The sequence below is a fragment of the Natronomonas salsuginis genome (assembly GCF_005239135.1).
Classification (GTDB): Archaea; Halobacteriota; Halobacteria; order Halobacteriales; family Haloarculaceae; genus Natronomonas; species Natronomonas salsuginis.
Genome location: NZ_QKNX01000002.1, coordinates 451,427 through 473,632 on the forward strand (window position 1 = coordinate 451,427; position 22,206 = coordinate 473,632).

Here is a 22,206-nt window from a genome sequence, read left to right on the forward strand (position 1 = left end):
TCTACCAATGCCAACGAGGACGCTCGAGGAACTGCGGTCGATGGTCGGCACGTCGGCTCGGACCGCCGAGGGGCTCCGGATCGAAGCCGGGAAGGTCGCGGAGTTCGCGGCGGCGATCGGCGACGAGAGTCCGATCTACCGGGACGCGGCGGTCGCGCGTGAGCGAGGCTACGAGGCGATCCCGGCCCCGCTCACCTTCACCCGGACCGCCGAATTCCCCCGCTACCGACCGGCCGAGTTCGTCGAACCGCGCGGCTTCGGCCTCGGGTTGGACCCGACGACCACGCTCCACGGCGAACAGTCCTACGAGTATCACGCCCCGGCGGTCGTCGGGGACGTGCTGTCGGCGACGGCCACCCTCACCGACGTGCGCCGTCACGAGGGCGACCGGGGCGGCGAGATGACGTTCGCCGAGATCGAACAGGTCTTCGAGGATCGAACGGGGCGGCCGATCGTCACCGTTCGGAGCACGTACATCGAGACGGAGGGAGCGGAAGTGTTGGACGAATCGAGCGGGTCACGGGACCCCGAACCCCCGGACGCCGAGGCAGACCTGCGGCTCATCTCAGAGGAGCTCAATCGAACGGACTTCGTCGAGTACGCCGGCGCGAGCGGCGACTTCACGCCGCTTCACTTCGACGAGCCCTACGCCCGCTCGTGCGGCTTCGAGACGGTGTTCGCACAGGGGATGTTGACTGCCGGGGCCGCCTCGCGAGTTCTCACCGATCGGTTCGGCGTCGGTGCCGTCCGACGGTATCGGACGCGGTTCGAGGACATCGTCTTCCCCGGCGAATCCGTCGTCGTCCGGGGGACGGTGACGGGGGAACGGTCCGACGTCGGAACGCCGCTCGTCGACGTCGAACTCACCGCCGCGACGCGAGATGGGCGGCGGGTGCTGTCCGGAAGCGCGACCGCGGTGAGAGACGTGGAGAGCTAACCGACGACGGCCGGCCGAATCAGGCCATCCTCTCGTCCAGTCGGGTCCGGACCGCGTCCGGAACCGGAACCGAACGCCCGTCCGAATCGCCGACGAACACCACGACGACCTCGGCCTCGAAGACCTCGACGCCGTCGCGTCGCCCAACCGCCTCGAACGTGATCGAGGAGCCGCCGACCGCGTGCGACAGCGAAATCGTCACCAGATCGCCGACTTCGATCGCCTCGAGGTAGTCGATCTCCGCGTGTGCGATCGGGTACAATAACCCCTCGCGCTCGTGAATCTGGTAGGCGGAGTGGTCGATATCCTCCATGAGCTGGTTGATCGCGCGGACCGTGTAATCGAGGACCGCGGGCGTGTACACACGGCGGGAGAAGTCCGTGTCGGCGGCTCGGAGCTTCCAGTCGAACTCGTAGGCCATACGTTCGGTAGCCGGACGGCGACCGTTAGTGTTGTGTTGGCTCCGATTACTCGAAGAACTCCGCGACGCGGCGTTGCGTCTCGGGCTCTTGATACGCCGCGATCGCGTGGTGGATCGCCTGCGACATCGACTCGTCGAGGTTCGGCGGTCTGACGGAGTGGACCTGCCGTTTGGCGAGTCCGTGGATGTAGGCCGGCTTCGAGGCTAGCGTCGCCGCGAGGTCGTCGACGGCGTCGTCGAACGCGCCCGGTTCGTGGAGTTCCTCGACCAGGCCGACCTCGTGGGCCCGATCGGCGTCGATGGGCTCGCCGGTCATGATCAGGTACTTCGTCATCCCTTCGCCGATCATGCCGGGGAGCTTCTGCGCGCCGCCGAGGTCCATCGCCAGCCCCATCGTCGACTCGGGGAGGCCGAACTGCGCGGTCGTGTCGGCGATGCGGATGTCGCACGCCACGGCGAGTTCGAGACCGCCGCCGAGGACGTGACCCTCGAGTGCGGCGACGACGGGGCCGTCGAATGCCTCGATCGTCCGGAGCGCCTCGTGAACCGGTTCGAGCAGGTCGCGAACGTCGAGAGGGTTCATCTCGGCCCACTCGGGGACGTCGGACATGTCCACGCCCGCGGAAAAGTTCCCCCCGGTACCGCGGATCGTGACGACCGAGACGTCCTCGTCGGCCAGCTCCTCGAAGATTTCTCCCAGCCGAACGTACATGCCGCCGGTCATGGCGTTCGATTTTTCCGGCCGGTTCAGCGTGATGTCGACGCGGCCGTCGGTCCGGTCGACGAGGACGTTGTCGGATGCCATGGCGACCGTTGCGGTGGCACCCACTTCGGTGTTCCGCCCGGTGTCGGATCGGGGGTCGACGCGTCCGAACGATCGGACGACACAAATATCGCCCCGTCGAACGGCCGTCATGACCGACGCGAACGAGTGGTTCCTCGAAAACCACGACCACCTGCAGGACCTCGGAATCACGTTGGAGGAACAGCGCGAGGGGTACGTCAGGCTTTCGCTGCCGTACGACGAATCGCTGGCGAACCCGGGAACGGGCGTCATGCAGGGGGGGATCGTCGCCACACTGATCGACCACGGCGGCGGCGCGGCGATACGGACGACGTTCGAAAACCCGCGGGAGACGACGCACGCCACGACGGAGTTGAACGTCAGCTATCTGCGCCCCGCGACCGCCGATCTGACCGCCGAGGCGACGGTCGTCCGGTCCGGGCGAACCCGCGGCGTCGTCCGCGTCGATGTGACTGCCGACACGCCGAAGGGGGTAAAGGAGATCGCCGTCGGGCGCGTCTCGCTGTATTTGGATCGGAGCTAGTCGCGCGTCGGCGACCGTTGGGTCTATGACGATCCGCACCGTAATGTTCGACGAGTGAACACCACCGCATGAACCGTGACTACGCGTTGACAGAGGAACACGAGGAGCTGCGCGAGGAGGTTCGATCGTTCGCCGAAGCCGAGATCAAACCCGAGATCGAACGGTATCGCGAGTCCGGGGCGTTCCCCCACAACGTGTTGGATCGCGTCGCCGAGGCCGGCTACCGCGGCTACCCCTATCCGGAGCGCTACGGCGGCGAGGGCGAGGAACTCGACGCCCGCGCGATGGCCATCATCCAGGAGGAACTATCGCGCGTCTGGAAGTACCCGGCCGGCGTGTTGAACGTCTCGTGGGCGCTCGTCGGCAATCCCATCTACGAAGAGGGCACGGAGCGACAGCGCGAGGAGTGGCTCGGCGGGCTGTTGACCGGCGAACTGCTCGGCGCACTCTCGATGACCGAGCCCGAGGCCGGAAGCGACGTCACCCGCGCGACGACGACGGCCGAGCGCGACGGTGACGAGTGGGTGATAAACGGGCACAAACACTGGACGTCCTACGGCGAAGTCGCAGATCTCATCGTCGTCCTCGCGAAGACCGGCGACGGCGGCCACGACCTCAGCCTGTTCGGCGTTCCGATGGAGACGCCAGGCGAGCGCGACGGCGTCGAGTTCGTCCGCAACATTCGGAGTATGGCCGGCGACTACGGGGTCGAGAGCGAGATCAAGTACCACGATCTCCGCGTGCCCGAGGGGAACCTGATCGGCGAGGTCGACGAAGGGTTCAAGTACGCGATGGCGGCGCTAGATCTCGGGCGGATCGGGACCGCAGCGCAGGGCGTCGGGCTGGCGCAAGGGGCCTACGAGGCGGCCCGCGAGTACGCCGACTCGCGCGAGCAGTTCGACCGCCCCATTCGGACCTTCCAGGGCGTCGGCTTTAAGATCGCTGACATGTGTATGGACGTCGATGCGGCGCGGCTGTTGACGTTGCAGGCCGCGGGGACGATGGATCGCGGCGAGCGGAAACAGGCAAGTTTCGAAGCGGCCAAGGCGAAGACCTACGCTACCGACGTGGCGATGGACGTGACGACGGAGGCGGTACAGGTACACGGCGGCGTCGGCTACTCGACTGACTACCCCGTCGAGCGCTTCATGCGCGAGGCCAAGGGAACCCAAATATACGAGGGGACAAACGAGATCAACCGACAGGTCATCCTGAATCAACTGTACGGATGACCGAGACGCGGCGCGGAACGCGCACTGAGCGCGAATATTGATATTCCCTCGGCCGATTGTACGAACCATGTCGCGATCCCCCGTAGAGATCCCGGAGGAGTATGGGTTGTTCATCGACGGCGAGTGGGTCGACGCATCGAGCGGCGAGACGTTTGAGACGATCGACCCCGCCAGCGAGGAGGTGGTCGCGACGGTAGCCGCGGCGAACGCCGACGACGTCGACGCCGCAGTTTCGAACGCGGCGGACGCGCTCGACGAGTGGCGATCGGTTCCCGGCCGCGAGCGAGGGCGGATTCTCATGGACGTCGCGGACGCGATCCGCGAGGACGCGGACCGGCTCGCGTGGATCGAGACGGTCGACAACGGGAAGCCCCTCTCGCAGGCGAAAACCGACGTGCTCCGGTGTGGGGAGTACGTCGCGTACTACGCGGGAATGGCCGACAAAATCGAGGGCGAGAGCATCCCCATGTCCGAGGGGTACGTCGACTACACGGTCCACGAGCCGCTCGGCGTCACGGGACACATCATCCCGTGGAACTTCCCGGTCGGCATCCTCGGCCGCGGACTCGCACCCGCCCTCGCCGCAGGGAACACGGTCGTCGCCAAACCCGCCGAGCAGACGCCGCTGTCGGCCCTGGAGATCGGCGCGCTCGCCGTCGAGGCTGGACTTCCGGCGGGCGTGTTCAACGTCGTTCCGGGCTTCGGCCCCGACGCGGGCGAACCGCTCGTCCGACACGACGACGTCGCGCAGGTGACGTTCACCGGATCGGTTCCGACCGGACGGCTCGTCGGAAAAGCCGCGATCGAGGGGCTCAAACCGGTCCACCTCGAACTGGGCGGGAAGAACCCGAACGTCGTCTACCCGGACGCGGACCTCGACCGCGCGGTCGAGAGCACGGTCAAATCCATCTTCAGTCGAAACGCCGGCCAGGTCTGTTCGTCGGGATCGCGGCTCCTCCTGCACGAGGACGTCCACGACGAGTTCCTCGATCGGCTCCTCACCGCCGTCGACGACCTCTCGATCGCCCCCGGCGTGGAGGATCCGGACGTCGCGGCGATCACGTCGAAAGAACAGTTCGACTCCATCATGGAGTACATCGAGATCGGACGCGAGGAGGCCGGCGAGCCGCTCATCGGCGGTGAGGCGGTCGACCGGACGGGCTACTTCATCGAGCCGACGATCTTCGACGGGGTCGAGATGGACATGCGGATCGCCCGAGAAGAGATCTTCGGGCCGGTGCTGTCGGTGTTGACGTTCTCCGACGAGCGGGAAGCGATCGAGATCGCGAACGACGTCGACTACGGCCTCGTCTCCGGGATCTTCACGAGCGACATCGGACGGGCCCACCGGTTTGCCCGTGAGGTCGACGCCGGCGGCGTCTACATCAACGAGTGGTTCTCGAGCGGCATCGAGGCGCCGTTCGGCGGCTACAAAGATAGCGGCCTCGGACGCGCGAAGGGGCTCGCGGCGCTGGAGGAGTACACACAGACCAAAAACGTCTGTGCCCGGATCGACTGAGCGAAATCGCGTCAGAGTCACGACTGATCGGGGAGCGACCTATCGAACGCCCTGGCCGGACTCCCACGCTCGAACCAGCCACGCGAGCGTCCGATTGATCGGAGCGTCGACCCCGCGCTCGCTCGCTCGCTCGGCGATAAACCCGTTTATTGCGTCGACCTCGGTCCGGCGATCGGCGAGCACGTCCTGGTGCATCGAGGAGGTGTTCTCGGCAGTCGCCTCGGCCACCCGTCGGACCGCCCCTTCGGCCGCCGCATCGGAGATCTCGATCCCTTCGCGCCGAGCCACGGCGGCGGTTTCTCGGGCGGCCGCCGCCGCGACCGACCACGCGTCGCCGTCGAGCACCGATCCGTTGTCGATCCGAGCCAGCGCGGTCGTCGCGTTGATCCCCGCGTTGACGGCCAGTTTCTCCCAGAGCCTCGTCGGCATGTTGTCGGCGACCGAGGTGACGACCTCAGCGCGGTCGAACGCCGTTCCGACGCGATCGGCGAGCGGGGATGCCCCACCCGTTCGCGGCCCGAGGACGATTTCACCGACGCCCGTACAGCGGACCTCGCCGGGGGCCGGCCGGAGCGCGCCGTACGAGCAGGTGCCGGCGAGGACGGGCGCGTCGAGTCGCTCGGCGAGCACCGTCTCGTTTCCCATGCCGTTCTGGACGGAGAGACAGGCATCGAGGTCGCAGTCGGCGAGTTCGGCCGCGGCGGCGGGCGTGTCGAACGCCTTCACGCAGACGATCGCGAGGTCGGCCGCGTCGGGAGCGTCGAGACGCGCCGCCGGATAGACGGTCGCGTCGATCGCGCCGGAGATACGGAGCCCGCGCTCCTCGATCGCTCGCACGTGTGGGTCCCGCCCGACGAGCGTCACGTCGTGTTCGCGGGCGAGGAGCCCGCCGAGCAGGCTTCCGAGGCTTCCGGCACCGAAGACGGCGATCTCCATGGGGGCTCCAGGGGGCCGTCGATCAAAACGCTGTCCACTCGGTCGAGACGGGGCGTTCGATCGCCGCCTCGCGCGTCAGTCTTCGTCGACGTATCCGATCTCCTCCCCGGGAGCGCCACAGGACGGACAGGACGGCGGAACGCTGTCGAGCGAGCCGAGTTCGCCACAGACCCCGCAGCGCCACAAGAGGTTCTTCTCGCCCGAGCGGTTCTCGGCCCGCGAAGTGGTAGATGCGTGTTGTGGTCTCATCGGTGTTGGTACGTCGTATCGAGTGATATCGTTGTCGACGAAAGCGCGTTTCGAAGGTGTTTGACGGACCGATATATAAATATACAATAACATACAGTAGCCGTTAATATATAATCTCAGTAACAAATCGCGCTGATAAAACGACCCGATAGCGAGAGTCGGCAAGACGCATAATCTCTTATAAATCGTTCGCACTACACACCGGATTTTCAGTGGATTAAACCGCCGGCTCGGTAGCCGCTAGTGAATGAAATCAACCACTAACATAATTCAAAATGTAATTTAAATGGTCGATAATTTCTGAGAAGGTACCCGCAGTCTCGTCGTCCTACAAGTGCGCGAGCAACTCGCGCGTCGATGACTGCTCGCGGAGCGACTCGAGCGCCGCCCAACTGGCTTCGACATCAGTCTCCGAGAGCGCCCGTTCGGCGCACATCTCGTATTTCGCCCGGAGTTCGGGAATCGACAGCGGGTTCTCGTGGATTCCCGGCGGGTTCTCGCGAACCTGCTCGTACACCGTCCCGTCGGTCGTTTCGAGGCGAAGCCGGCTCTCGTGGGAGTCGTAGTGGAGGTCGGAGTTCAGCTCGAGGGTGACGCGCTCGCGGACCGCTTGTACCGCCGGATCGTCGACGTGTTCGTCCTCGAACGCGGCAAGGTCGACGCGGCGGGTGACCACGCCGTAGGCGACGGTGTAGGGCATCGAGAACTTGGCTTCGAGCCCCGTATTTGGATCGTCGTGTGCGAGGGCGTCGACCGCGCCGCCCGCCGCGTGGACGGCGATCGACGCGACCGACTCGGGATCGATTCCGTGTTCGGTGACGAGGTCGATCACGTTCGCGATGCTCGTGTGGGTGAAATAACAGCACGGATACTTCTTCACGTGGACGCCCTCCGTCAGGATCGCCCACTCCGAACCCAGTTCGTGGCCGGCCGTCGGGTCGACGCCCTCCTCGCCGGCGTAGAGGTCCCAGAAGCCGTCGTCGCCCGCGATTGCCGCCGAATCCGCCGTGAACCCCTCGTCCGCGAGCCGAGCGGCGGTGAGGCCGGACCGAACCGCGTGCCCGGCGTGCAGGGGCTTCGTCATCGACCCGAAGTTCCGCTTGAGCCCCGACGCCATCGAGGCGGCGATATGCAGCGCGTGACGCGTCTCCTCGGCGGAGCACTCCAGAAGCGAGGCGGCGACAGCCGCAGCGCCGAACACGCCGAAGGTCGAGGTCGGGTGCCAGCCGCGCCCGTAGTGGCTCGGGCTGATCGGCGCGGCGATCGCGCACTCGGTCTCGAAGCCGGCGACGAACGCCGTCACCAACTCGCGGCCGGTCGCGTCCAGTCGCTCGCCCACCGCCAGCGCCGGGGCGACCAGCGCGACGCTGGGGTGGCCGTCCATCCCCCACGAGACATCGTCGAAATCGAGACCGTGACCCGCGGTTCCGTTCGCGAGAGCGGCGTCCGACATCGACGCGGACTCGTCGCGGCCGAGCACCGTCGTCTCACCGAGGTCGGCGATGGCCGCCGCGGCCGCGCCCGCGCCGGTCTGTGCGCCCGCGAGCGTCACGCCGACGGTGTCGACGAAACAGCGTTCTGCGAGCCGGACGGCGTCCTCCGGGATCTCCTCGAAGGACAGCGTCGAGACGAACGACGCGATCGGTTCGGACGGGTTCGGGGGGCGATGGCGTTGTTCGGACATGCGTATACCCACCGCACAGAGCGGCTTAGAGGTACCGCCGACGATGACGCACGCGGTCAGTACGAGCGAGGCATCCCGAGCACCGTCTCTCCGAGGTAGTTCAGAATGAGCTGTTGGGTGATCGGAACCAGCCGCGTCAGCCGCGCCTCGCGCAGGTACCGTTCGACGTCGTACTCGGTCGCGATGCCGAACCCGCCGTGCGTCTGCACCGCGGCGTCAGCGGCTTCGAACGCGGCCTCCGAGGCGAGGTACTTCGCCATGTTGGCGCGAGCACCGACCTCTTGGCTCTCGGCGTCCTCGACGGCCTCCGCGCCGTCGAAGGTCATCTGCTTGGCCGCCTGAACGTGCGCGTACGCCTCGGCGAGGGGGTGTTGGACGGCCTGGTTCGAGCCGATCGACTCGCCGAACACCTCGCGCTCGGTGGCGTACTCGACGCCGCGTTCGATGGCTGCCTCGCCCAGGCCCACGCACTCTGCGGCGATGACGAGCCGCTCCTCGTTGAGGCCGTCGAGGACCTGGTAGAACCCCTCACCCTCCTCGCCGATCAGGTTCCCCCCGGGGATCCGCAGGTCCTTGAACCACATCTCGTAGGAGTGGACACAGCCGCTCGCCGTCTTCGGGATCGCCGACGTTTCGAGGCCGCCCTGGTCGAAGGCGTCCTCCTTGTCGACGAGGAACATCGAGATACCGCGGGTCCGCTTTTCGACCTCGGACTTCGGCGTCGTCCGCGCGACGACGACGATGTAGTCGGTCGCGTCGACGCGGGAGGTCCAGATCTTCTGCCCGTTGAGGACGTACTCGTCGCCGTCTTTCTTGGCGAACGTCTCGATGGAGGTCGAATCGGAGCCGGCGTTCGGTTCCGTGAGCGCAAAGGACTGGATCGATACCTCACCGCGGGCGACCTTCGGGAGCAGTTCGGACTTCATCTCCTCGCTCCCGTAGTTGACGATCGGCGGCGTGTTGTAGATCCCGCCGTGAATCGCCTGCGCCGCGCTGAACCCGCCGCCCGAAGCCGCGATCTCGTCCATCATGACGACGACCTCCTTCGTCGTCATTGCCGCGCCGCCGTACTCCTCGGGGACGAGCGCGCCCATCCACCCCTCCTCGGAGAGCACGTCGACGAACTCCTGTGGATACTCTCCTTCGACGTCCTTCTCGCGCCAGTAGTCGGCGCCGAAGTCGTCACAGATCTGTTGGACGCTTCGCTGGACGAGTCGCTGCTCCTCGGACAACCGTACCGTATCGGTGTCGACGGTTACCATCATTCGAACGGTTCGGGGGCGATGGGATAAAGCTATAGAACCCGGTATCGGCCACCGACGTCGAGTTGGCATATCACTGTAACACGGCTGAATCCGTCACGCATCGGTAGGTGCGGATCGTTTGATTGGCTCATTAATATAAATAATATTTAACTTTGAGTATATATAAATAAACAAATATTTAAAGAGATCTGTGGAGACAGAACGGTCGGTGTGTGGTTCGAGCGCAGTGCATATTTAAAAACCGATAATGGTGTCAACGAATAACTGGGATTGAGGGGCCAATTACGGCCACACAGCCACAATTAGTTTAGATGGAGATATACCATTCGAACACACGTACCTCAGGAATTTGTATGATATATTGACATGTTCTGTTGTATATATAAATATTCAAAATATCCATTAAATTAGACAAAAAGTCCATCGCAGCGATGAACGGATGCTCATGAGTGAGAGGCGACTCGAGGAACACCCGACACCGGTCGGAGACCGACGAGCCGCTACTCCGTCGTCGTCTCGTCGACCTCGATCTCGCCGTTGTGGATCGCGATCCCGTCCTGGGCCACCTTCTCGGCGAGCACCGCGCACTTGATCCGCATCGGGCTGAGTTCGACGCCGAGCATGTCGACGATGTCGTCTCGGTCCATCGCTTCGACGTCCGCCATCGACCGCCCGCGGAGCTCCCCCGAGAGCATGCTCGCGGAGGCCTGGCTGATCGCACAGCCGTCGCCGACGAAGCTCACGTGCTCGATCGTGTCGCCGTCGTCGGCCAGCTGGATGAACATCTTGACCGTGTCGCCGCACATCGGGTTCTCCCCGACGTGTTCGATATCCGCATCCTCGAGTTCCCCGTAGTTTCGGGGGTTCTTGTAGTGGTCGAGGATCTGCTGTCGGTACATATCAGATCCGAGTCCCATCGTTATCGATACGGAGGGGAGTGAAACGCAAAAGCCCACCGGTCGCGGTGACGGCGTCGACGGCGCTCAGGCGAACAGCTGTCGCGCGTCGTCGACCGCGGCGACGAGTTTGTCGATCTCCGCCTTCGTGTTGTAGACGTAAAACGAGGCCCGTGCGGAGGCCGCAGTGCCGAGCACGTCGTGTAGCGGCTGCGTGCAGTGGTCGCCGGCGCGGATCGCGACGGCGCTGTCGTTGAGGATGCTCGAGAGGTCGTGGGCGTGGACGCCGTCGACGTTGAACGCGACGAGGCCGCCGCGGTCGTCGCCCGGCGGGCCGTACACCTCAACGTCGTCCTGTTCCGTGAGGCGGTCGTGGGCGTAGGCGGCGAGGTCGGCCTCGTGGCGCTCGATACGCTCCATTCCGATATCGTCGAGGTAGTCGCAGGCCGCCGCGAGCGCGATCCCCTGGCAGATGGGGGGCGTCCCCGCCTCGTACTTCCAGGGGAGTTCGTTCCACGTCGCGTCATCGAACGTGACCTTCAGGATCATCTCGCCGCCGTAGAGGTACGGCTCCATGGTTTCGAGGAGGTGTTTCTTGCCGTAGAGGACGCCAATCCCCGTCGGGCCAGCCATCTTATGCCCCGAGAAGGCGAGGAAGTCCGCGTCGATCGCCTCGACATCGACCGGGCGGTTGGGCACCGACTGCGCGCCGTCGACGAAGATGTGGGCGTCGTGATCGTGGGCCAGATCGGCCAACTCGGAGACGGGGTTGATCGTTCCGAGCGTGTTCGAGACGTGGACGACCGAGACCATCTTCGTGTCGTCGGTGATCAACTCGGCGGCCGCGTCCATGTCGAGTCGCCCCTCGTCGGTGATCGGGACGTACTTGCAGGTCGCGCCGGTCCGTTTCGCGATCTGTTGCCAGGTGACGAGCGAGGCGTGGTGTTCCATCTCCGTCAACACGACCTCGTCGCCGGGACCGAGTTCCGCGAGCCCCCACGCGTAGGCAACGAGGTTCATCGACTCAGTGGTGTTCTTCGTGAAGACGATCTCCTCGCGGCCGCCCGACGCGCCGATGAACTCCGCGACGCGGTCGTGGGCGTCCTCGTAGGCGATCGAGGCCTCCTGGCTCAGCTGGTGGATCCCGCGGTGGACGTTGGCGTTGTACGTGCGGTAGTAGTCGACGATCGTCTCGACGACCGGTTCGGGCGTCTGCGTCGTCGCGGCGTTGTCGAGGTAGACCAGTTGCGTGCCGTCGAACTCCCGCTGAAGGATGGGAAAATCTCCACGGATCCGCTCGACATCGAGCGCGTCGGCCTGTGTACTCATTGTCAGCTGTTGGATCCGAAGACTGGTTATTCCTTCGATTGGGTACACGTGCGTCCGGCCGCGAGAGGGCGACGGAAATCATTCGGTTCTTTATATACTCGATCGCTATACGTGAACCAATGGATCCGTTGGACGCGACGAGCTCGGTGCCGAGGTGGGTGGGGCCGACCGCGTTGACCGTGCTCGGCGCGACCCTCGCCGCGACCCACGGCTACCACCTCTGGTCCGAATCGGCCGCGAGCGCCGCATCGTTCTTCGGCAGTGGGGTTCCGATGCTTCTGGCGCTCGCCGTGGCCGGGGGTGGTCCGCTCCTGTATCGAAGCCGGCTGGATACCGCCGCTCTCACCACAACGGTCGTGTGGGGCTACATCGGCGGCTTCGTGTTGGGCTGCATCTCGCTTCTCATCGCGGCCCACCAGGCGCTCAAAGGCAACCCGCTCCACGAGTCGGCGTACATGGTCGCCACCACGGTCACCGGCGGCGCGCTCGTCGGTACGGTTACCGGTCGTTTCGACGCCTTGAATCGACAGAAAGCCGATCTCATCAGCTCGCTTCAGGAGGCGACGACCGCCCTCTCGACTGCGACGACGACCGACGAGGTCAGCCACCGCGCGGTCGAGATCGCGAACGACGTGTTGCAGATCCCGCTCACCGGGATCTGGCTTTACGATGAGCGAGCGGACGCGCTCGCCCCAGCCGCCGTCACCGAACCGGCGCTCGAAGCGTTCGACGAGCCGCCGACGTATCGGCCGGGGGAGGGCCTCTCGTGGGACGCGTTCGAGTCCGGCCGCGTCGAGCGGTACGACGATCTCTCGACGGAAGACAGCAGACACAACCCCGAGACGGTCATCCGCTCGGAGATCATCGTCCCCTTGGGCGAAACCGGCGTGATGAACTTTGGATCGACGGAACCGAGCCGGTTCGACGACCTCGACGAGACCGTCGCGGAGTTGCTCGGCACCGCGACCGAGGCCGCGCTCGTTCGCGCCGACCGCGAGGAGGTGCTCCGGACACAGCGTCGCTTGCTCCGGCGACAGAACGAGCGCTTAGAGGAGTTCACCTCCGTCGTCAGCCACGACCTCCGAAACCCACTGTCGGTCGCCCGCGGCCGGACGGAGCTCGCTCGCGAGGACCGTACCGACGCCGAGACTCACCTCGACGCGGCTACCGCCGCGCTGGACGACATGGAATCGCTCATCCAGGACCTCCTCGCGCTCGCGAAACAGGGTCAGACCGTCGGCGAAACGGAACGAGTCTCGGCCGAGGCGATCGCCGGGGACGCCTGGCGGAATCTCGGCACCATCGGCGCGACGTTCGAGATCGAGGAGTTCGAACTCGATGCCGATCCGGATCGACTCCGACAGCTCCTCGAGAACCTGTTCGGAAACGCCGCCGTCCACGCGGACGACGAACCGGCCGTCCGACTCGGACCACTGCCGGACGGCGCGGGGTTCTTTGTCGAGGACGACGGCCCGGGAATCGACCTGGACGCTCGCGATCGGATATTCGACATCGGCTACACGGACCACGAGGACGGGACCGGGTTCGGCCTCTCGATTGTCCGCCGGATCGCCGACGCGCACGGCTGGTCGGTTCGGGCGACGGAAAGCGGCTCCGGCGGCGCGCGGTTTGAGTTCCGTTTTGACGGGACCGGGGCCGAAAGCTCGACGTAGCCGCTACATCCGGAGATACTGCGCGTGCAGCGTCTCCTCGAACTCGAGGACGTTTGCCTCGTCGACGAAGCCGGCGGCGATCGCCGTCTCGACCGCCTCCGTACCGACGAGGTTCGCGACCGACGCCTCGGCGAGGCTCGCCGTGACCTCGTCTGAGGTCGCCTCGTCGCCGTCGTAAAAGTCGGGCTCGACGGTCAACGAGACGTCGCCGTCCTCGAAGGTTTCGCCGAGCACGTCGGCGTCACAGACGGAGACGAGCAGCCCCTCCGGGGTCGACCGCTCGCGGAGCAGCATCGACGTCATTCGTCGTGCGCGTCGACCAGTTTGCTCTCGGCCGCACCGCGCAGTTCTTCGGCCTCGTCGGCGAGTTCCTCGGCGCGCTCGTCCTCGCCGAGCTCCTCGAGCGCGCGGGCCTTCTCCTCGAGCACGTCGGCGTTGCGGTAGCCGAGGCGGAGCGCGTTGTCGAAACAGGAGACGGCGTCCTCGGCGAGCCCCCGTTCGAGCAGGAAAAAGCCCCGGTTGTACCACCCTTGCGGGAAGCGCGGGTCGAGTTCGACGGCACGTTCGGCGTGTTCGAGCGCCTGTTCGCCACGGCCGTCGTTCCAGAGCGCGTACGCGAGGTTCGTCTCCGCAGAGGCGGCGTGCTCGGAGTTGCGGTCGATTCTGAGCGCCTCGCGGTAGGCGTCGATGGCCTCCTGAAACTCCTCGAGCTCGGCGTGTGCGGCCCCCTTGTTGACCCACGCCTCCTGTTCGATCCCCTCGTCGCTCGCGTACTGGGCGACGCGCTGGAGGGCGTCGGTCGCCTGCTCGTGCCGTTCGATTCGCATGTACTCGATGCCGACGTCGAGCAGTTCCTCGGCATCGACCGCGTCGGCCGGGATCTGTCGACGATCGAGCGTGTCGGCGACGACGCGGGAGTCGACGGGGTCGACCATTCCGGGGTCGACGTCGAGCTCCGGCGGGTCGAGATCGAACCCCTCGTAGGGGTCGCCGAAGCCCTGCCCCTCGGAGAACTCGTGTCTGTCTGGCCCTTCGTCACTCATACCTCCCGATTGGCCACGAATACGCCTAAGGGTTGCGTTCCCGACCGTCGTCGGACGCGAACCGGCCGCGATCGTTTGCGGATCGCTACGGGTCGTCCGGCTGGCGCGTGCCGTCGCGTCGAGCGATAGCGTCAGCGCCAGTTCGACTCGTGTCCAGACGCGTCGATTCCGTTGGGCAGATACAGATGTGCGAGCGATGCGAGCCCGAAGGCGGCGGCGATGCCGAGCGCGACGGCGCTGCCCGGAACGGAGCCGAACGGGCCAACGCCGATCCAAAACAGGAGCGTCGCGGCGACGCACAGCCCCGCCAACAGGAGGTACAGCCGGCTCCAGAAGCGCTCGCGCTCGGGGGCGAACGTCATGTAGCGGAGCACGTCGTCGACCTCCCCGGAGAGTTCGATCGATCCCCGCTGGGAATCGAACTTGACGACGCCCAGCCTGTCGAGTTTCGGCAGGTGCGTCTGGCGCAACGCCGTGTACACGCACTTTCGGTCGCCCGAATCGAGCCGATCGGGCGACGTGTCGTTCTCCCACGCAGCGACCTGGTCGACGAGCGCGCGAAAATCGATCGTCCCGCTGTCAGCGTGTGCTCTGAGGTATCGGAGGACCAATCGGCGGCGCTCGTTGCTCAGGATCTCGAAGATCTGCTCGCGGGTCCGCGTCCCGTCCGAGCGATCGGTGAACGCCAGCGGGTCGTCCCGTTCCGGTCGATCGGCGTCCGCATCCCGCGGGCCGTCGCGTAGTTCCGCCCTACTCGCCACGAGAGCCACCCCACAGCGGAGAGTATGTCATGCGTCGTGTTCCCCAAGAGGGGGTAGTGAGCAGTATCCATTAGTTAGCCGCGAGCTACATGATTGAAATATATCATTTTCTGCGACGGCGTGTACACCGAGAGACAGCCGTTCGAGAGATGCAGCTGAACGCCAAAAGACGCACACTCCGAGGCGGTAAACACGTACTAATCGAAGATAATCACGTATTAAATACAGTTTTACACCGATGACTATCCAATGCGGTGAGAATCATCGACGACGGTACGTCCAGGCCGTCGGACGGTGGGCCCACCACGCGTATCCGATCGAGGTGACGAAGGTGGTACCGACGCAGCAGCCGACCAGCCAAAGCGCCGGTATCCCCGCGAGCGGCGCCACGTCGAGCCGCGCGGCGAGCACGACGACGATCCAGACGAACGACTGAGCCAGAAACGCCCGGTTCCACACGCCGTGCTCGGTTCGAGTGGCGGCGGCATTTCGAAATCGGTGACCGCGATCGGTGAGTGCGATCCGGCGCGTGTCCGCGTCGTAGGCCACCACCCCGGCGTCGATCAGCGCCGGAACGTGCGTCAGAGACAGCGACGCGTACACGGTGGCGTGGTGATCCAGGTCGGGCGGGACGGCGTCCAGCTCCCGTTCGCGGATCGCGACCCGATCGACCAGTTCGTCGAACGCCATCGGTCCCGCCTGGGAGAGACAACGGACGACGGCGCGATGACGGCGGCGAGCGATCGACCGAGTCTCGGCTTCCTCGCGCGGCGAGACGCCCGATCGTAGTCGATCGATCACCATCGCTCTATTCGCCCCGTGAGGGGGCGATGGCGGACGAGCAGGGCAGGTTGGCGACTCGTTTTGGACATGGGGCTACGGCTCCTATCGACGGAGATCCAGTTAACTAATCGCGAGTTGTTCGTCGACAGCGGATCGTTACGCGTCGAAGTAGGACTGGCACAGACCGGAGACCTCGGGAACGTCACCACCAGCCCGTCGGGGACTCGCGTTTTCGCTCGCGGGTTCGGACCGGTCCGAACCCGGTGACGAACAGAACGGGGACGACGAACACGGTCGAAATTACGGCGGTGACCGCGCTCATCGCGAGCCAAGGGTGGATCGCGTGCAGGGACAGGATGACCGACGGCGGGAGGACCACGAAGTACCGGTACTCGGCGTACGACCGGACGTACGCACCCGTCTCCGGCGGGGCCGTGACCGTCACCGTCACATTCGCTGACTCGCCGCGCGAGAGCCGCACGTGATCTGGCGGGCCGGTTTCGATCCCGCCGCTGGTCGGTTCGAGCGTGGTGACGACCGGGATGACGCCGCCGTTGTAGAACGTGTCGTTCCATTGTCGTTGTTCGCCGGCCGGGATGACCGTCGGCCGCTCGGAATCGAAGCTCGCGCTGACGATATCGATCCGTTCGGTCCCGGACATGGCCCCCATCGTCCCCATCGACACCGTGGCGATGAACAGAATCGAGGCGAGGAGGATCGTTCGGCCGTCGTAGACGTGCGGTCGGGAGCGCGACCGCGACCGGTCACCCCGCGGCCGACCCGAGCGCTCCTCGAACAGCCCGATCGCGTAGACGAGGGTTCCGAACCCGAAGAGCAGATACGACAGCCCCTGCGTCCCGAGAAGCGCGCTGGTCCCGAGCGTGGCGGCGAGCCCCTGTTGCGCCCGTCCGAGCCCGTCCTGTAGCCCCATCACCGCGGTCCCGAGATGGGGGATCACGACGACATCGCCGTCGACCCGGAGCGCCTTCGCCTTGATCTGGCCGTCGGAGACTGGCGGCTCCGTGTCCGCTTGGTCGGTTACGGTGTTGGCGTCGCCCTGCGTGACGTATCCCTGGTTGGTCTCGCCGACGACGCGGTGGGTCGTGAGCCCGCCGCCGTGGAGGTTCCGTGCCTCGAACGTGACGACGTCGCCGCGCTCGACCGGGCCGGCGACCGCGGCCGGGATCGCGACGAACCCGTCGCCAGCCTCCATCGTCGGCGCCATGCTCCCGGTTTCGACGAATGAGAGCAACACCGGCGTTCCGTAGAACTGCCCGACGAGAATCGCGGCGACCGACAGGAGGAGCCCCAACTCGACGGTGTAGACGGCCGCGGATCGTAGATTCATTGCTCGTGTGGCCTCAAAGGACCCGCGAATCCTTGGGTAATCACCGATTACCCGCGGTCGGTGCGTCCGAATCGGAATCCGAATCCGACGCCAGATAGTGGATCTCTGCGGGCTTTTCGGTCCGACCGAGTCGCTGTCTCGTCATGTGGTAGTGGTGTGCGGCCGCGAACACCGCGACGGTCACGAACATGAATATCCCCAAGGCGATGTCCGGCAGCGTCGACAGCGGCCACAGCCCGATCCAGGCCGCCGTCATGACGGCGAGCCCGACCACCGAAAGGCCGAGGTAGTATCCGCTCCACGGGATGTCCCGCCCTTCGACGAGGTCGACGTAGATATCCATCGCCCCCATGGCGATCGTCGGTTCGACGACCCCGCTCCGATCGTCGAACTCGATCACGCCCGCCTCGGCCATCTGTGGCAGGTGGATCTGTTGGAGCGCCGTGTACACGCGTTTTCGTTGCGCACAGGAGACGGCGTGGAGCTCGATCTCGTTCTCCCAGGCGGCGATCTGCTCGGCGAGCGTCCCGATCCCGACCGGCGCGTCCTCGCGTTTGAGGAAGTGTATCGCGTACCGCCGCCGCCGGTTCGAGAGCACGTCGAACAGTTCGTCTTCAGTGAGCGCGGGGGAGACGTGAGCGTCCGACGTGCTGTCGACGGATTCGACGACGGTCTCGACGGCCTCGATCATACGATCACCCGTCCTCATCAGAGGGGTATTAGTATTGACAGCGTAGCCGAATCGGCGTTGGAGACAACCGATCGTTGTCGCTCGACCGAATTCGCAAATCGAGGCAGAGCGGGACGGGGTTCGCCGAAATCACGTCGGAATCACGATGGACGGCACACCACATAGACAGGGTGTCCGTACGCTCACGAAAGCGACCCGTTGTTCGCGAGCAACCAGTCGTTGTTCGCGAGCAACCAGTCGTTGTCGGCGTTCAGACGGCTCAATACGAGGGTGGATACGGTCATAGAGCAGAGTGCGGCGTTCCCCTCTCGCGGCGCGGTACAGGGGGTGGGAACGCACCCAACGGAGTACAACAATGCAACGACGCAAATTCGTAATCGGCATGGGGGCGCTCGCATCCGGCGCGGCCGCCTCCGTCGGTACCGGCGCGTTCACCGCCATGCAGGCGGACGGACGCGAAGCAAACATCAACGTCGTCAACGACGAAAGCGCGCTTATCGGCCTCAAGGCCGGTGACACCGATCTCGTCACCGGCACCAGCGACGGCCAGCTCGCGATCAACTTCAACCTCGACGACGCCGGCGACGGCGTCAACCCGAACTCCACCTACCAGGTCGGTGGACTCGGCGGGTTCGACACGGGGAATCTCCAGTACCTTCCGGGCGATCCGACCGCGAGCCCGAACGTCGAAAGCGTGGCCATCGACACGCAGACGCCCATCATAGACGAGCACGCGTTCATGGTCATGAACCAGTCGGGGGCCGAACAGCAGATCGAGGTCGCCTACGAGGCGAACGAGGAGTTCCCGGATGACGCGCAGGTCTACCTGGTCGCGTTCTACCCCGAGGGATCGGGAACGTCGTCCCAAGAGGAGGGCCTGGCCGTCGGCGACGTGACCGGGGAGAACCCCAAATCTGCGAGCATTATCTACGCCGACCAGCAGTACTCGGACCCGATCGGAGCCGGCAACAGCTTCTACGTGACGATCATCGTCAACGTCGGTGACGCCGACCCGGGCACCGATCTCGGCGGGCAGATCACCGTCCGCGCCGGAAGCCACGACGACTTCACCAACGCGGACGCGTAACGGAGCAACGGACCACTCATGAACAGACGCGACATCGTGCTCGGGCTCGGCGGGCTGATCGGCAGCGCCGGCGTTCTCGGTACGGGGGCGTTCACCGCGAACGAGTTCGAGCGGGAGTCGAGCATCTCGGTCGTCGACGACAGCGCCGGCTTGCTCGGTTTGGTTCCGAACGCGTCGATTGCGGGCGTGATGACCAACGGTGGCGCGCTAACGATCGCTATCGACGAGGAGAACGGCGGTGTGAACGTCGACTCGGTGTATCAGTTCGGCGCGTTCGTCGACGGCGTGGGCGACCTCACCGACGGGAAGTTCACGCTCGTCACCGACGACAACCCGGCTGACATGAGCGACGGGCAGGCTGGCCTCGAATCGGCGTTCGCCATCGTGAACCAGTCGGGGCAAACGCGAGACGTCACCGTCGACTTCGAGCTGAACGACGACATCGAGAGCGGTTCGCAGACAGAATACGCCTTCGAGCTCCAGCGTTCGATCGGCGGTAGTGGCCAGCGAATCGGCATCGCGACCAGTCCGATCGACGGCGACGTGACGTTCGGGATGGAGCCAGGAGACTCGGTCGGCGTCTCGTTCATCGTGAACGCCTTCGGTGGCTCCATTGGCGACGCGATCGACGGAAGCCTCGCGATCAGCGCGAACTAACGCAGCACCTTTTTTCGAGAGCGCGGGATCGAACGGCGAGTCGACCGAGTACCGGGGAGATCTGATCGATCGCCCCGGCAGAAGCAACTTCGAATGCGGAACGTGCCAACGTTTCGGTCGAAATCGCCCGCCTCAGCGCGCTCAAACGCGACCCGGTCGTATTCGGCCAGATTGCTTGTATACATCGTCGGCGAATACAGCGACAATGGTCCCCCAGAGACGCGACCTGTTGAAGACGTTGACCGCACTTCCGGTAGCGACGGTCGCCGGTTGCACCGGCGTTCTCGATGACGGCGCGGTACCGGACTACGCCGAATCGTTGCCACGCGATGGGGCCAACGACGACGATGGTGTCTTTTTCGTTCATAGTAACGCTGAGTGGCTCCGTGGATTCAACGGAGAAGAGGAACTCCCCTACGCCGAGGAGTTGCCCGATGCGTTCGATGTCGACATCGATCCGGATACGCCGCCCCTCGACGCCGATCCGCTGATCGCGTACCCGTCGGCCGGCCTCGTGCTCGGAGCGCTCGGCATCGGATTCGGACTCGTACCCTACGGGTTCGGCGATCTCCTTCTCGGTGGACTTGACGAGGAGGTCGCTCCCAACGACACGAAGTCGGAGCAAACATCCGAAACGGATTCGGACGTGAGCGGGACCGTACGGATCGATTCGATGCTCCTCGTCGACGGGGTCGGCATCTTCCGTGGTGAGTTCGACGCTCGAACCGTCGTGGCTGCCGCCGGCGAGTTCGAACCCGCCGGCGAACAGGAAGAGTTCGACATCTACGAGGGGACTGACGATGGATTCCTGGGGACGGAAGAGCTGGCGTTCGCCGTCCGCGATGGCGTTCTCGTGACGCGGCTCGATGACGGCGCCGACATCGGCGCGGCTCTCGGCGCGATCGCCGGTGACGCCGAACGCCTGAACGATACCGACGATGGGGGCTGGGCCCTCACGGAGGCAGGCCAGGGCAACGTCACGCTGGGTGTCTGGGGCGTCGACCCGGAGCAGGCCACCGAGCAGGAGACCGATCGCGAACTGGTCGACACGCAAGATGTCTTCGGAGACGCCGACGGGCTCGTGAGTTCGCTCACACTCGATCCCGAAGAGGGTGTCGGAACGATCACCGCCGTGTTCCCGGCCGAGCAGACGCCACAACGGGCCGCCCTCGAGAGTCGGATCGGGACGTCCGCCAGCACCCGCGAGATCGAAATCGACGGTACCAGGGTGTCGATCGCTGGAATCTGGCGGGTGCCTGATGAGACGAACGACGATTCCTGACAGAGAACCAATATTTTTAGCGTGAGATCAGCGTTCGCGCCGGCAGCCACGACGAGTTCGGCCCGAACTGAACCGGCACCGATCCCACCGATGTTCCGCGCGTTCGGATCGCTACCGAGCGGACTCCGCAGACGATGGGACACGACAACGGGTCGTTACCGCACGCACAGTCAGTCGTTGTCGGCGTTCAGACGGCTCAATACGAGGGTGGATACGGTCATAGAGCAGAGTGCGGCGTTCCCCTCTCGGCGCGGTACAGGGGGTGGGAACGCATCAAAGGTACTACCACTATGCAACGACGCAAATTCGTAATCGGCATGGGGGCGCTCGCATCCGGCGCGGCCGCCTCCGTCGGCACCGGCGCGTTCACCGCCATGCAGGCGGATGGACGCGAAGCAAACATCGACGTCGTCGCCGACGAGAACGGCCTCATCGGCCTCGAAGCCGGCACCACCGATCTCGTCACCGGCACCAGCGACGGCCAGCTCGCGATCAACTTCAACCTCGACGACGCCGGCGACGGCGTCAACCCAAACTCTACCTACCAGGTCGGCGGCCTGGGTGACGTCGAGGACCTCCACTGGCTCCTCGACGGCAGTTCCAATGTGCCGACGGTCGATCAGATCGCGATCGACACGCAGACGCCCATCAAAGACGAGCACGCGTTCAAACTGCTGAACCAATCGGGCGAGGACCGGGCGGTCGAGCTGACCTACGTGCCGGACGAGGATCACGACAGCCTCCCCGGCGACACGACAATCTACATGATCGCGGTCACCGACGACGACAACGCGCCCTCCTCGGAAACCAGAGAGGAGCTCGCGACGGCCGCGAGCAAGGACCGCGACGGAAGCATCCTGTTCACCGACGACGCGAAGTGGTCGGCAGATCTCAAATCCGGGAGCAGCGCCTACGTCACCATCCTCGTGAACGTGGGCGACGTCGATCCCGACGAGACGGACCTCAGCGGTGAGATCGTCGTGCGGGCGGGCAGCCACGACGAGTTCACCGAAGACGATCTCTGATCGGCACCGACGACGATCGGCGATCGGGGACGGACGCCTTCGTTTTTCCACCATCGCGGA

General features: G+C 65.2%; 23 protein-coding genes. 9 read left to right on the top strand and 14 right to left on the bottom strand.

Annotated features, from left to right (window positions below):
• Positions 1 to 7 precede the first annotated feature (7 nt).
• Positions 8 to 937, top strand: a complete 930-nt coding sequence (locus DM868_RS07025) for an FAS1-like dehydratase domain-containing protein (RefSeq protein ID WP_137276157.1) — start codon at positions 8 to 10, stop codon at positions 935 to 937.
• Between the two features lie 19 nt (positions 938 to 956).
• On the opposite strand, the gene DM868_RS07030 is transcribed toward DM868_RS07025, so the two are convergent.
• Together DM868_RS07030 and DM868_RS07035 are read right to left on the bottom strand one after the other, a co-directional pair.
• Positions 957 to 1,358: an acyl-CoA thioesterase gene (locus DM868_RS07030; protein WP_137276158.1), complete on the bottom strand. Its 402-nt coding sequence runs from the start codon at positions 1,356 to 1,358 to the stop codon at positions 957 to 959.
• 46 nt (positions 1,359 to 1,404) lie between these two features.
• Positions 1,405 to 2,274: an enoyl-CoA hydratase/isomerase family protein gene (locus DM868_RS07035; protein ID WP_170964445.1), complete on the bottom strand. Its 870-nt coding sequence runs from the start codon at positions 2,272 to 2,274 to the stop codon at positions 1,405 to 1,407.
• Between DM868_RS07035 and DM868_RS07040 the strand changes: the two genes are divergently transcribed.
• The 3 genes from DM868_RS07040 (at position 2,273) to DM868_RS07050 (ending at position 5,437) form a co-directional block, all read left to right on the top strand.
• Entirely contained in the window at positions 2,273 to 2,686 is a 414-nt protein-coding gene (locus DM868_RS07040) for a PaaI family thioesterase (protein ID WP_137276160.1), read from the top strand. The two genes, DM868_RS07035 and DM868_RS07040, sit on opposite strands and share 2 nt — an antisense overlap.
• Positions 2,687 to 2,754: 68 nt before the next feature.
• Complete coding sequence (locus DM868_RS07045) at positions 2,755 to 3,918, top strand: acyl-CoA dehydrogenase family protein (RefSeq protein WP_137276161.1); 1,164 nt, start codon at positions 2,755 to 2,757, stop codon at positions 3,916 to 3,918.
• Between the two features lie 67 nt (positions 3,919 to 3,985).
• Positions 3,986 to 5,437, top strand: a complete 1,452-nt coding sequence (locus DM868_RS07050; protein WP_137276162.1) for an aldehyde dehydrogenase family protein — start codon at positions 3,986 to 3,988, stop codon at positions 5,435 to 5,437.
• Between the two features lie 39 nt (positions 5,438 to 5,476).
• Here the strand turns inward: DM868_RS07050 and DM868_RS07055 are convergent, their stop codons facing one another.
• From DM868_RS07055 to DM868_RS07075, 6 genes are all read right to left on the bottom strand, one after another.
• Positions 5,477 to 6,373: a ketopantoate reductase family protein gene (locus tag DM868_RS07055; protein ID WP_137276163.1), complete on the bottom strand. Its 897-nt coding sequence runs from the start codon at positions 6,371 to 6,373 to the stop codon at positions 5,477 to 5,479.
• Positions 6,374 to 6,448: 75 nt separating this feature from the next.
• Positions 6,449 to 6,622: a DUF7130 family rubredoxin-like protein gene (locus DM868_RS15070; protein ID WP_170964446.1), complete on the bottom strand. Its 174-nt coding sequence runs from the start codon at positions 6,620 to 6,622 to the stop codon at positions 6,449 to 6,451.
• A gap of 328 nt (positions 6,623 to 6,950) precedes the next feature.
• Entirely contained in the window at positions 6,951 to 8,306 is a 1,356-nt protein-coding gene (locus DM868_RS07060) for an MmgE/PrpD family protein (protein WP_137276164.1), read from the bottom strand.
• Between the two features lie 56 nt (positions 8,307 to 8,362).
• Positions 8,363 to 9,568, bottom strand: coding sequence for an acyl-CoA dehydrogenase family protein (locus DM868_RS07065; protein WP_137276165.1), 1,206 nt, complete (start codon positions 9,566 to 9,568; stop codon positions 8,363 to 8,365).
• A gap of 503 nt (positions 9,569 to 10,071) precedes the next feature.
• Positions 10,072 to 10,488 (bottom strand): iron-sulfur cluster assembly scaffold protein, encoded by a 417-nt coding sequence (locus DM868_RS07070; RefSeq protein WP_137276166.1) that lies wholly within the window; start codon positions 10,486 to 10,488, stop codon positions 10,072 to 10,074.
• A 66-nt stretch (positions 10,489 to 10,554) separates the two neighbouring features.
• Complete coding sequence (locus tag DM868_RS07075; RefSeq protein ID WP_137276167.1) at positions 10,555 to 11,796, bottom strand: aminotransferase class V-fold PLP-dependent enzyme; 1,242 nt, start codon at positions 11,794 to 11,796, stop codon at positions 10,555 to 10,557.
• 119 nt (positions 11,797 to 11,915) lie between these two features.
• Between DM868_RS07075 and DM868_RS07080 the strand changes: the two genes are divergently transcribed.
• Positions 11,916 to 13,469, top strand: a complete 1,554-nt coding sequence (locus tag DM868_RS07080) for a sensor histidine kinase (protein ID WP_137276168.1) — start codon at positions 11,916 to 11,918, stop codon at positions 13,467 to 13,469.
• 3 nt (positions 13,470 to 13,472) lie between these two features.
• Here DM868_RS07080 and DM868_RS07085 read toward each other — a convergent pair whose 3' ends face one another.
• The 6 genes from DM868_RS07085 to DM868_RS07110 all read right to left on the bottom strand — a co-directional run bounded on the left by DM868_RS07085 (position 13,473) and on the right by DM868_RS07110 (position 18,095).
• Entirely contained in the window at positions 13,473 to 13,763 is a 291-nt protein-coding gene (locus DM868_RS07085) for a DUF424 domain-containing protein (RefSeq protein WP_137276403.1), read from the bottom strand.
• Between the two features lie 5 nt (positions 13,764 to 13,768).
• Entirely contained in the window at positions 13,769 to 14,512 is a 744-nt protein-coding gene (locus DM868_RS07090) for a tetratricopeptide repeat protein (protein WP_137276169.1), read from the bottom strand.
• A gap of 131 nt (positions 14,513 to 14,643) precedes the next feature.
• Complete coding sequence (locus tag DM868_RS07095; RefSeq protein ID WP_137276170.1) at positions 14,644 to 15,273, bottom strand: DUF7344 domain-containing protein; 630 nt, start codon at positions 15,271 to 15,273, stop codon at positions 14,644 to 14,646.
• 261 nt (positions 15,274 to 15,534) lie between these two features.
• On the bottom strand, positions 15,535 to 16,077 hold the full coding sequence (locus DM868_RS07100; protein ID WP_137276171.1) for a DUF7344 domain-containing protein: 543 nt from the start codon (positions 16,075 to 16,077) through the stop codon (positions 15,535 to 15,537).
• A 181-nt stretch (positions 16,078 to 16,258) separates the two neighbouring features.
• Positions 16,259 to 17,404: a S26 family signal peptidase gene (locus DM868_RS07105; RefSeq protein WP_137276172.1), complete on the bottom strand. Its 1,146-nt coding sequence runs from the start codon at positions 17,402 to 17,404 to the stop codon at positions 16,259 to 16,261.
• Between the two features lie 40 nt (positions 17,405 to 17,444).
• The gene (locus tag DM868_RS07110) at positions 17,445 to 18,095 is read right to left on the bottom strand and encodes a DUF7344 domain-containing protein (protein WP_222845491.1); all 651 of its coding nucleotides are present in this window, start codon (positions 18,093 to 18,095) and stop codon (positions 17,445 to 17,447) included.
• 355 nt (positions 18,096 to 18,450) lie between these two features.
• Between DM868_RS07110 and DM868_RS15315 the strand changes: the two genes are divergently transcribed.
• From DM868_RS15315 to DM868_RS07130, 4 genes are all read left to right on the top strand, one after another.
• Entirely contained in the window at positions 18,451 to 19,182 is a 732-nt protein-coding gene (locus DM868_RS15315; RefSeq protein ID WP_222845492.1) for a hypothetical protein, read from the top strand.
• Between the two features lie 18 nt (positions 19,183 to 19,200).
• The gene (locus DM868_RS07120; protein ID WP_222845493.1) at positions 19,201 to 19,839 is read left to right on the top strand and encodes a hypothetical protein; all 639 of its coding nucleotides are present in this window, start codon (positions 19,201 to 19,203) and stop codon (positions 19,837 to 19,839) included.
• 205 nt (positions 19,840 to 20,044) lie between these two features.
• On the top strand, positions 20,045 to 21,121 hold the full coding sequence (locus DM868_RS07125; RefSeq protein WP_137276173.1) for a hypothetical protein: 1,077 nt from the start codon (positions 20,045 to 20,047) through the stop codon (positions 21,119 to 21,121).
• A 290-nt stretch (positions 21,122 to 21,411) separates the two neighbouring features.
• Positions 21,412 to 22,146: a hypothetical protein gene (locus DM868_RS07130; RefSeq protein ID WP_170964447.1), complete on the top strand. Its 735-nt coding sequence runs from the start codon at positions 21,412 to 21,414 to the stop codon at positions 22,144 to 22,146.
• Positions 22,147 to 22,206 lie beyond the last annotated feature (60 nt).

What these genes read in the sequence shown, in the direction of transcription:
- DM868_RS07065 (WP_137276165.1), bottom strand. Translation starts at nt 9,568, where the DNA reads ATGGTAACCGTCGACACCGATACGGTACGGTTGTCCGAGGAGCAGCGA.
- DM868_RS07110 (WP_222845491.1), bottom strand. Translation starts at nt 18,095, where the DNA reads ATGATCGAGGCCGTCGAGACCGTCGTCGAATCCGTCGACAGCACGTCG.
- DM868_RS07050 (WP_137276162.1), top strand. Translation starts at nt 3,986, where the DNA reads ATGTCGCGATCCCCCGTAGAGATCCCGGAGGAGTATGGGTTGTTCATC.
- DM868_RS07075 (WP_137276167.1), bottom strand. Translation starts at nt 11,796, where the DNA reads ATGAGTACACAGGCCGACGCGCTCGATGTCGAGCGGATCCGTGGAGAT.
- DM868_RS07090 (WP_137276169.1), bottom strand. Translation starts at nt 14,512, where the DNA reads ATGAGTGACGAAGGGCCAGACAGACACGAGTTCTCCGAGGGGCAGGGC.
- DM868_RS07120 (WP_222845493.1), top strand. Translation starts at nt 19,201, where the DNA reads ATGAACAGACGCGACATCGTGCTCGGGCTCGGCGGGCTGATCGGCAGC.
- DM868_RS07040 (WP_137276160.1), top strand. Translation starts at nt 2,273, where the DNA reads ATGACCGACGCGAACGAGTGGTTCCTCGAAAACCACGACCACCTGCAG.
- DM868_RS07085 (WP_137276403.1), bottom strand. Translation starts at nt 13,763, where the DNA reads ATGCTGCTCCGCGAGCGGTCGACCCCGGAGGGGCTGCTCGTCTCCGTC.
- DM868_RS07070 (WP_137276166.1), bottom strand. Translation starts at nt 10,488, where the DNA reads ATGGGACTCGGATCTGATATGTACCGACAGCAGATCCTCGACCACTAC.
- DM868_RS07100 (WP_137276171.1), bottom strand. Translation starts at nt 16,077, where the DNA reads ATGGTGATCGATCGACTACGATCGGGCGTCTCGCCGCGCGAGGAAGCC.
- DM868_RS07125 (WP_137276173.1), top strand. Translation starts at nt 20,045, where the DNA reads ATGGTCCCCCAGAGACGCGACCTGTTGAAGACGTTGACCGCACTTCCG.
- DM868_RS15315 (WP_222845492.1), top strand. Translation starts at nt 18,451, where the DNA reads ATGCAACGACGCAAATTCGTAATCGGCATGGGGGCGCTCGCATCCGGC.
- DM868_RS07130 (WP_170964447.1), top strand. Translation starts at nt 21,412, where the DNA reads ATGCAACGACGCAAATTCGTAATCGGCATGGGGGCGCTCGCATCCGGC.
- DM868_RS07035 (WP_170964445.1), bottom strand. Translation starts at nt 2,274, where the DNA reads ATGACGGCCGTTCGACGGGGCGATATTTGTGTCGTCCGATCGTTCGGA.
- DM868_RS07105 (WP_137276172.1), bottom strand. Translation starts at nt 17,404, where the DNA reads ATGAATCTACGATCCGCGGCCGTCTACACCGTCGAGTTGGGGCTCCTC.
- DM868_RS07080 (WP_137276168.1), top strand. Translation starts at nt 11,916, where the DNA reads ATGGATCCGTTGGACGCGACGAGCTCGGTGCCGAGGTGGGTGGGGCCG.
- DM868_RS07055 (WP_137276163.1), bottom strand. Translation starts at nt 6,373, where the DNA reads ATGGAGATCGCCGTCTTCGGTGCCGGAAGCCTCGGAAGCCTGCTCGGC.
- DM868_RS07030 (WP_137276158.1), bottom strand. Translation starts at nt 1,358, where the DNA reads ATGGCCTACGAGTTCGACTGGAAGCTCCGAGCCGCCGACACGGACTTC.
- DM868_RS07025 (WP_137276157.1), top strand. Translation starts at nt 8, where the DNA reads ATGCCAACGAGGACGCTCGAGGAACTGCGGTCGATGGTCGGCACGTCG.
- DM868_RS07060 (WP_137276164.1), bottom strand. Translation starts at nt 8,306, where the DNA reads ATGTCCGAACAACGCCATCGCCCCCCGAACCCGTCCGAACCGATCGCG.
- DM868_RS15070 (WP_170964446.1), bottom strand. Translation starts at nt 6,622, where the DNA reads ATGAGACCACAACACGCATCTACCACTTCGCGGGCCGAGAACCGCTCG.
- DM868_RS07045 (WP_137276161.1), top strand. Translation starts at nt 2,755, where the DNA reads ATGAACCGTGACTACGCGTTGACAGAGGAACACGAGGAGCTGCGCGAG.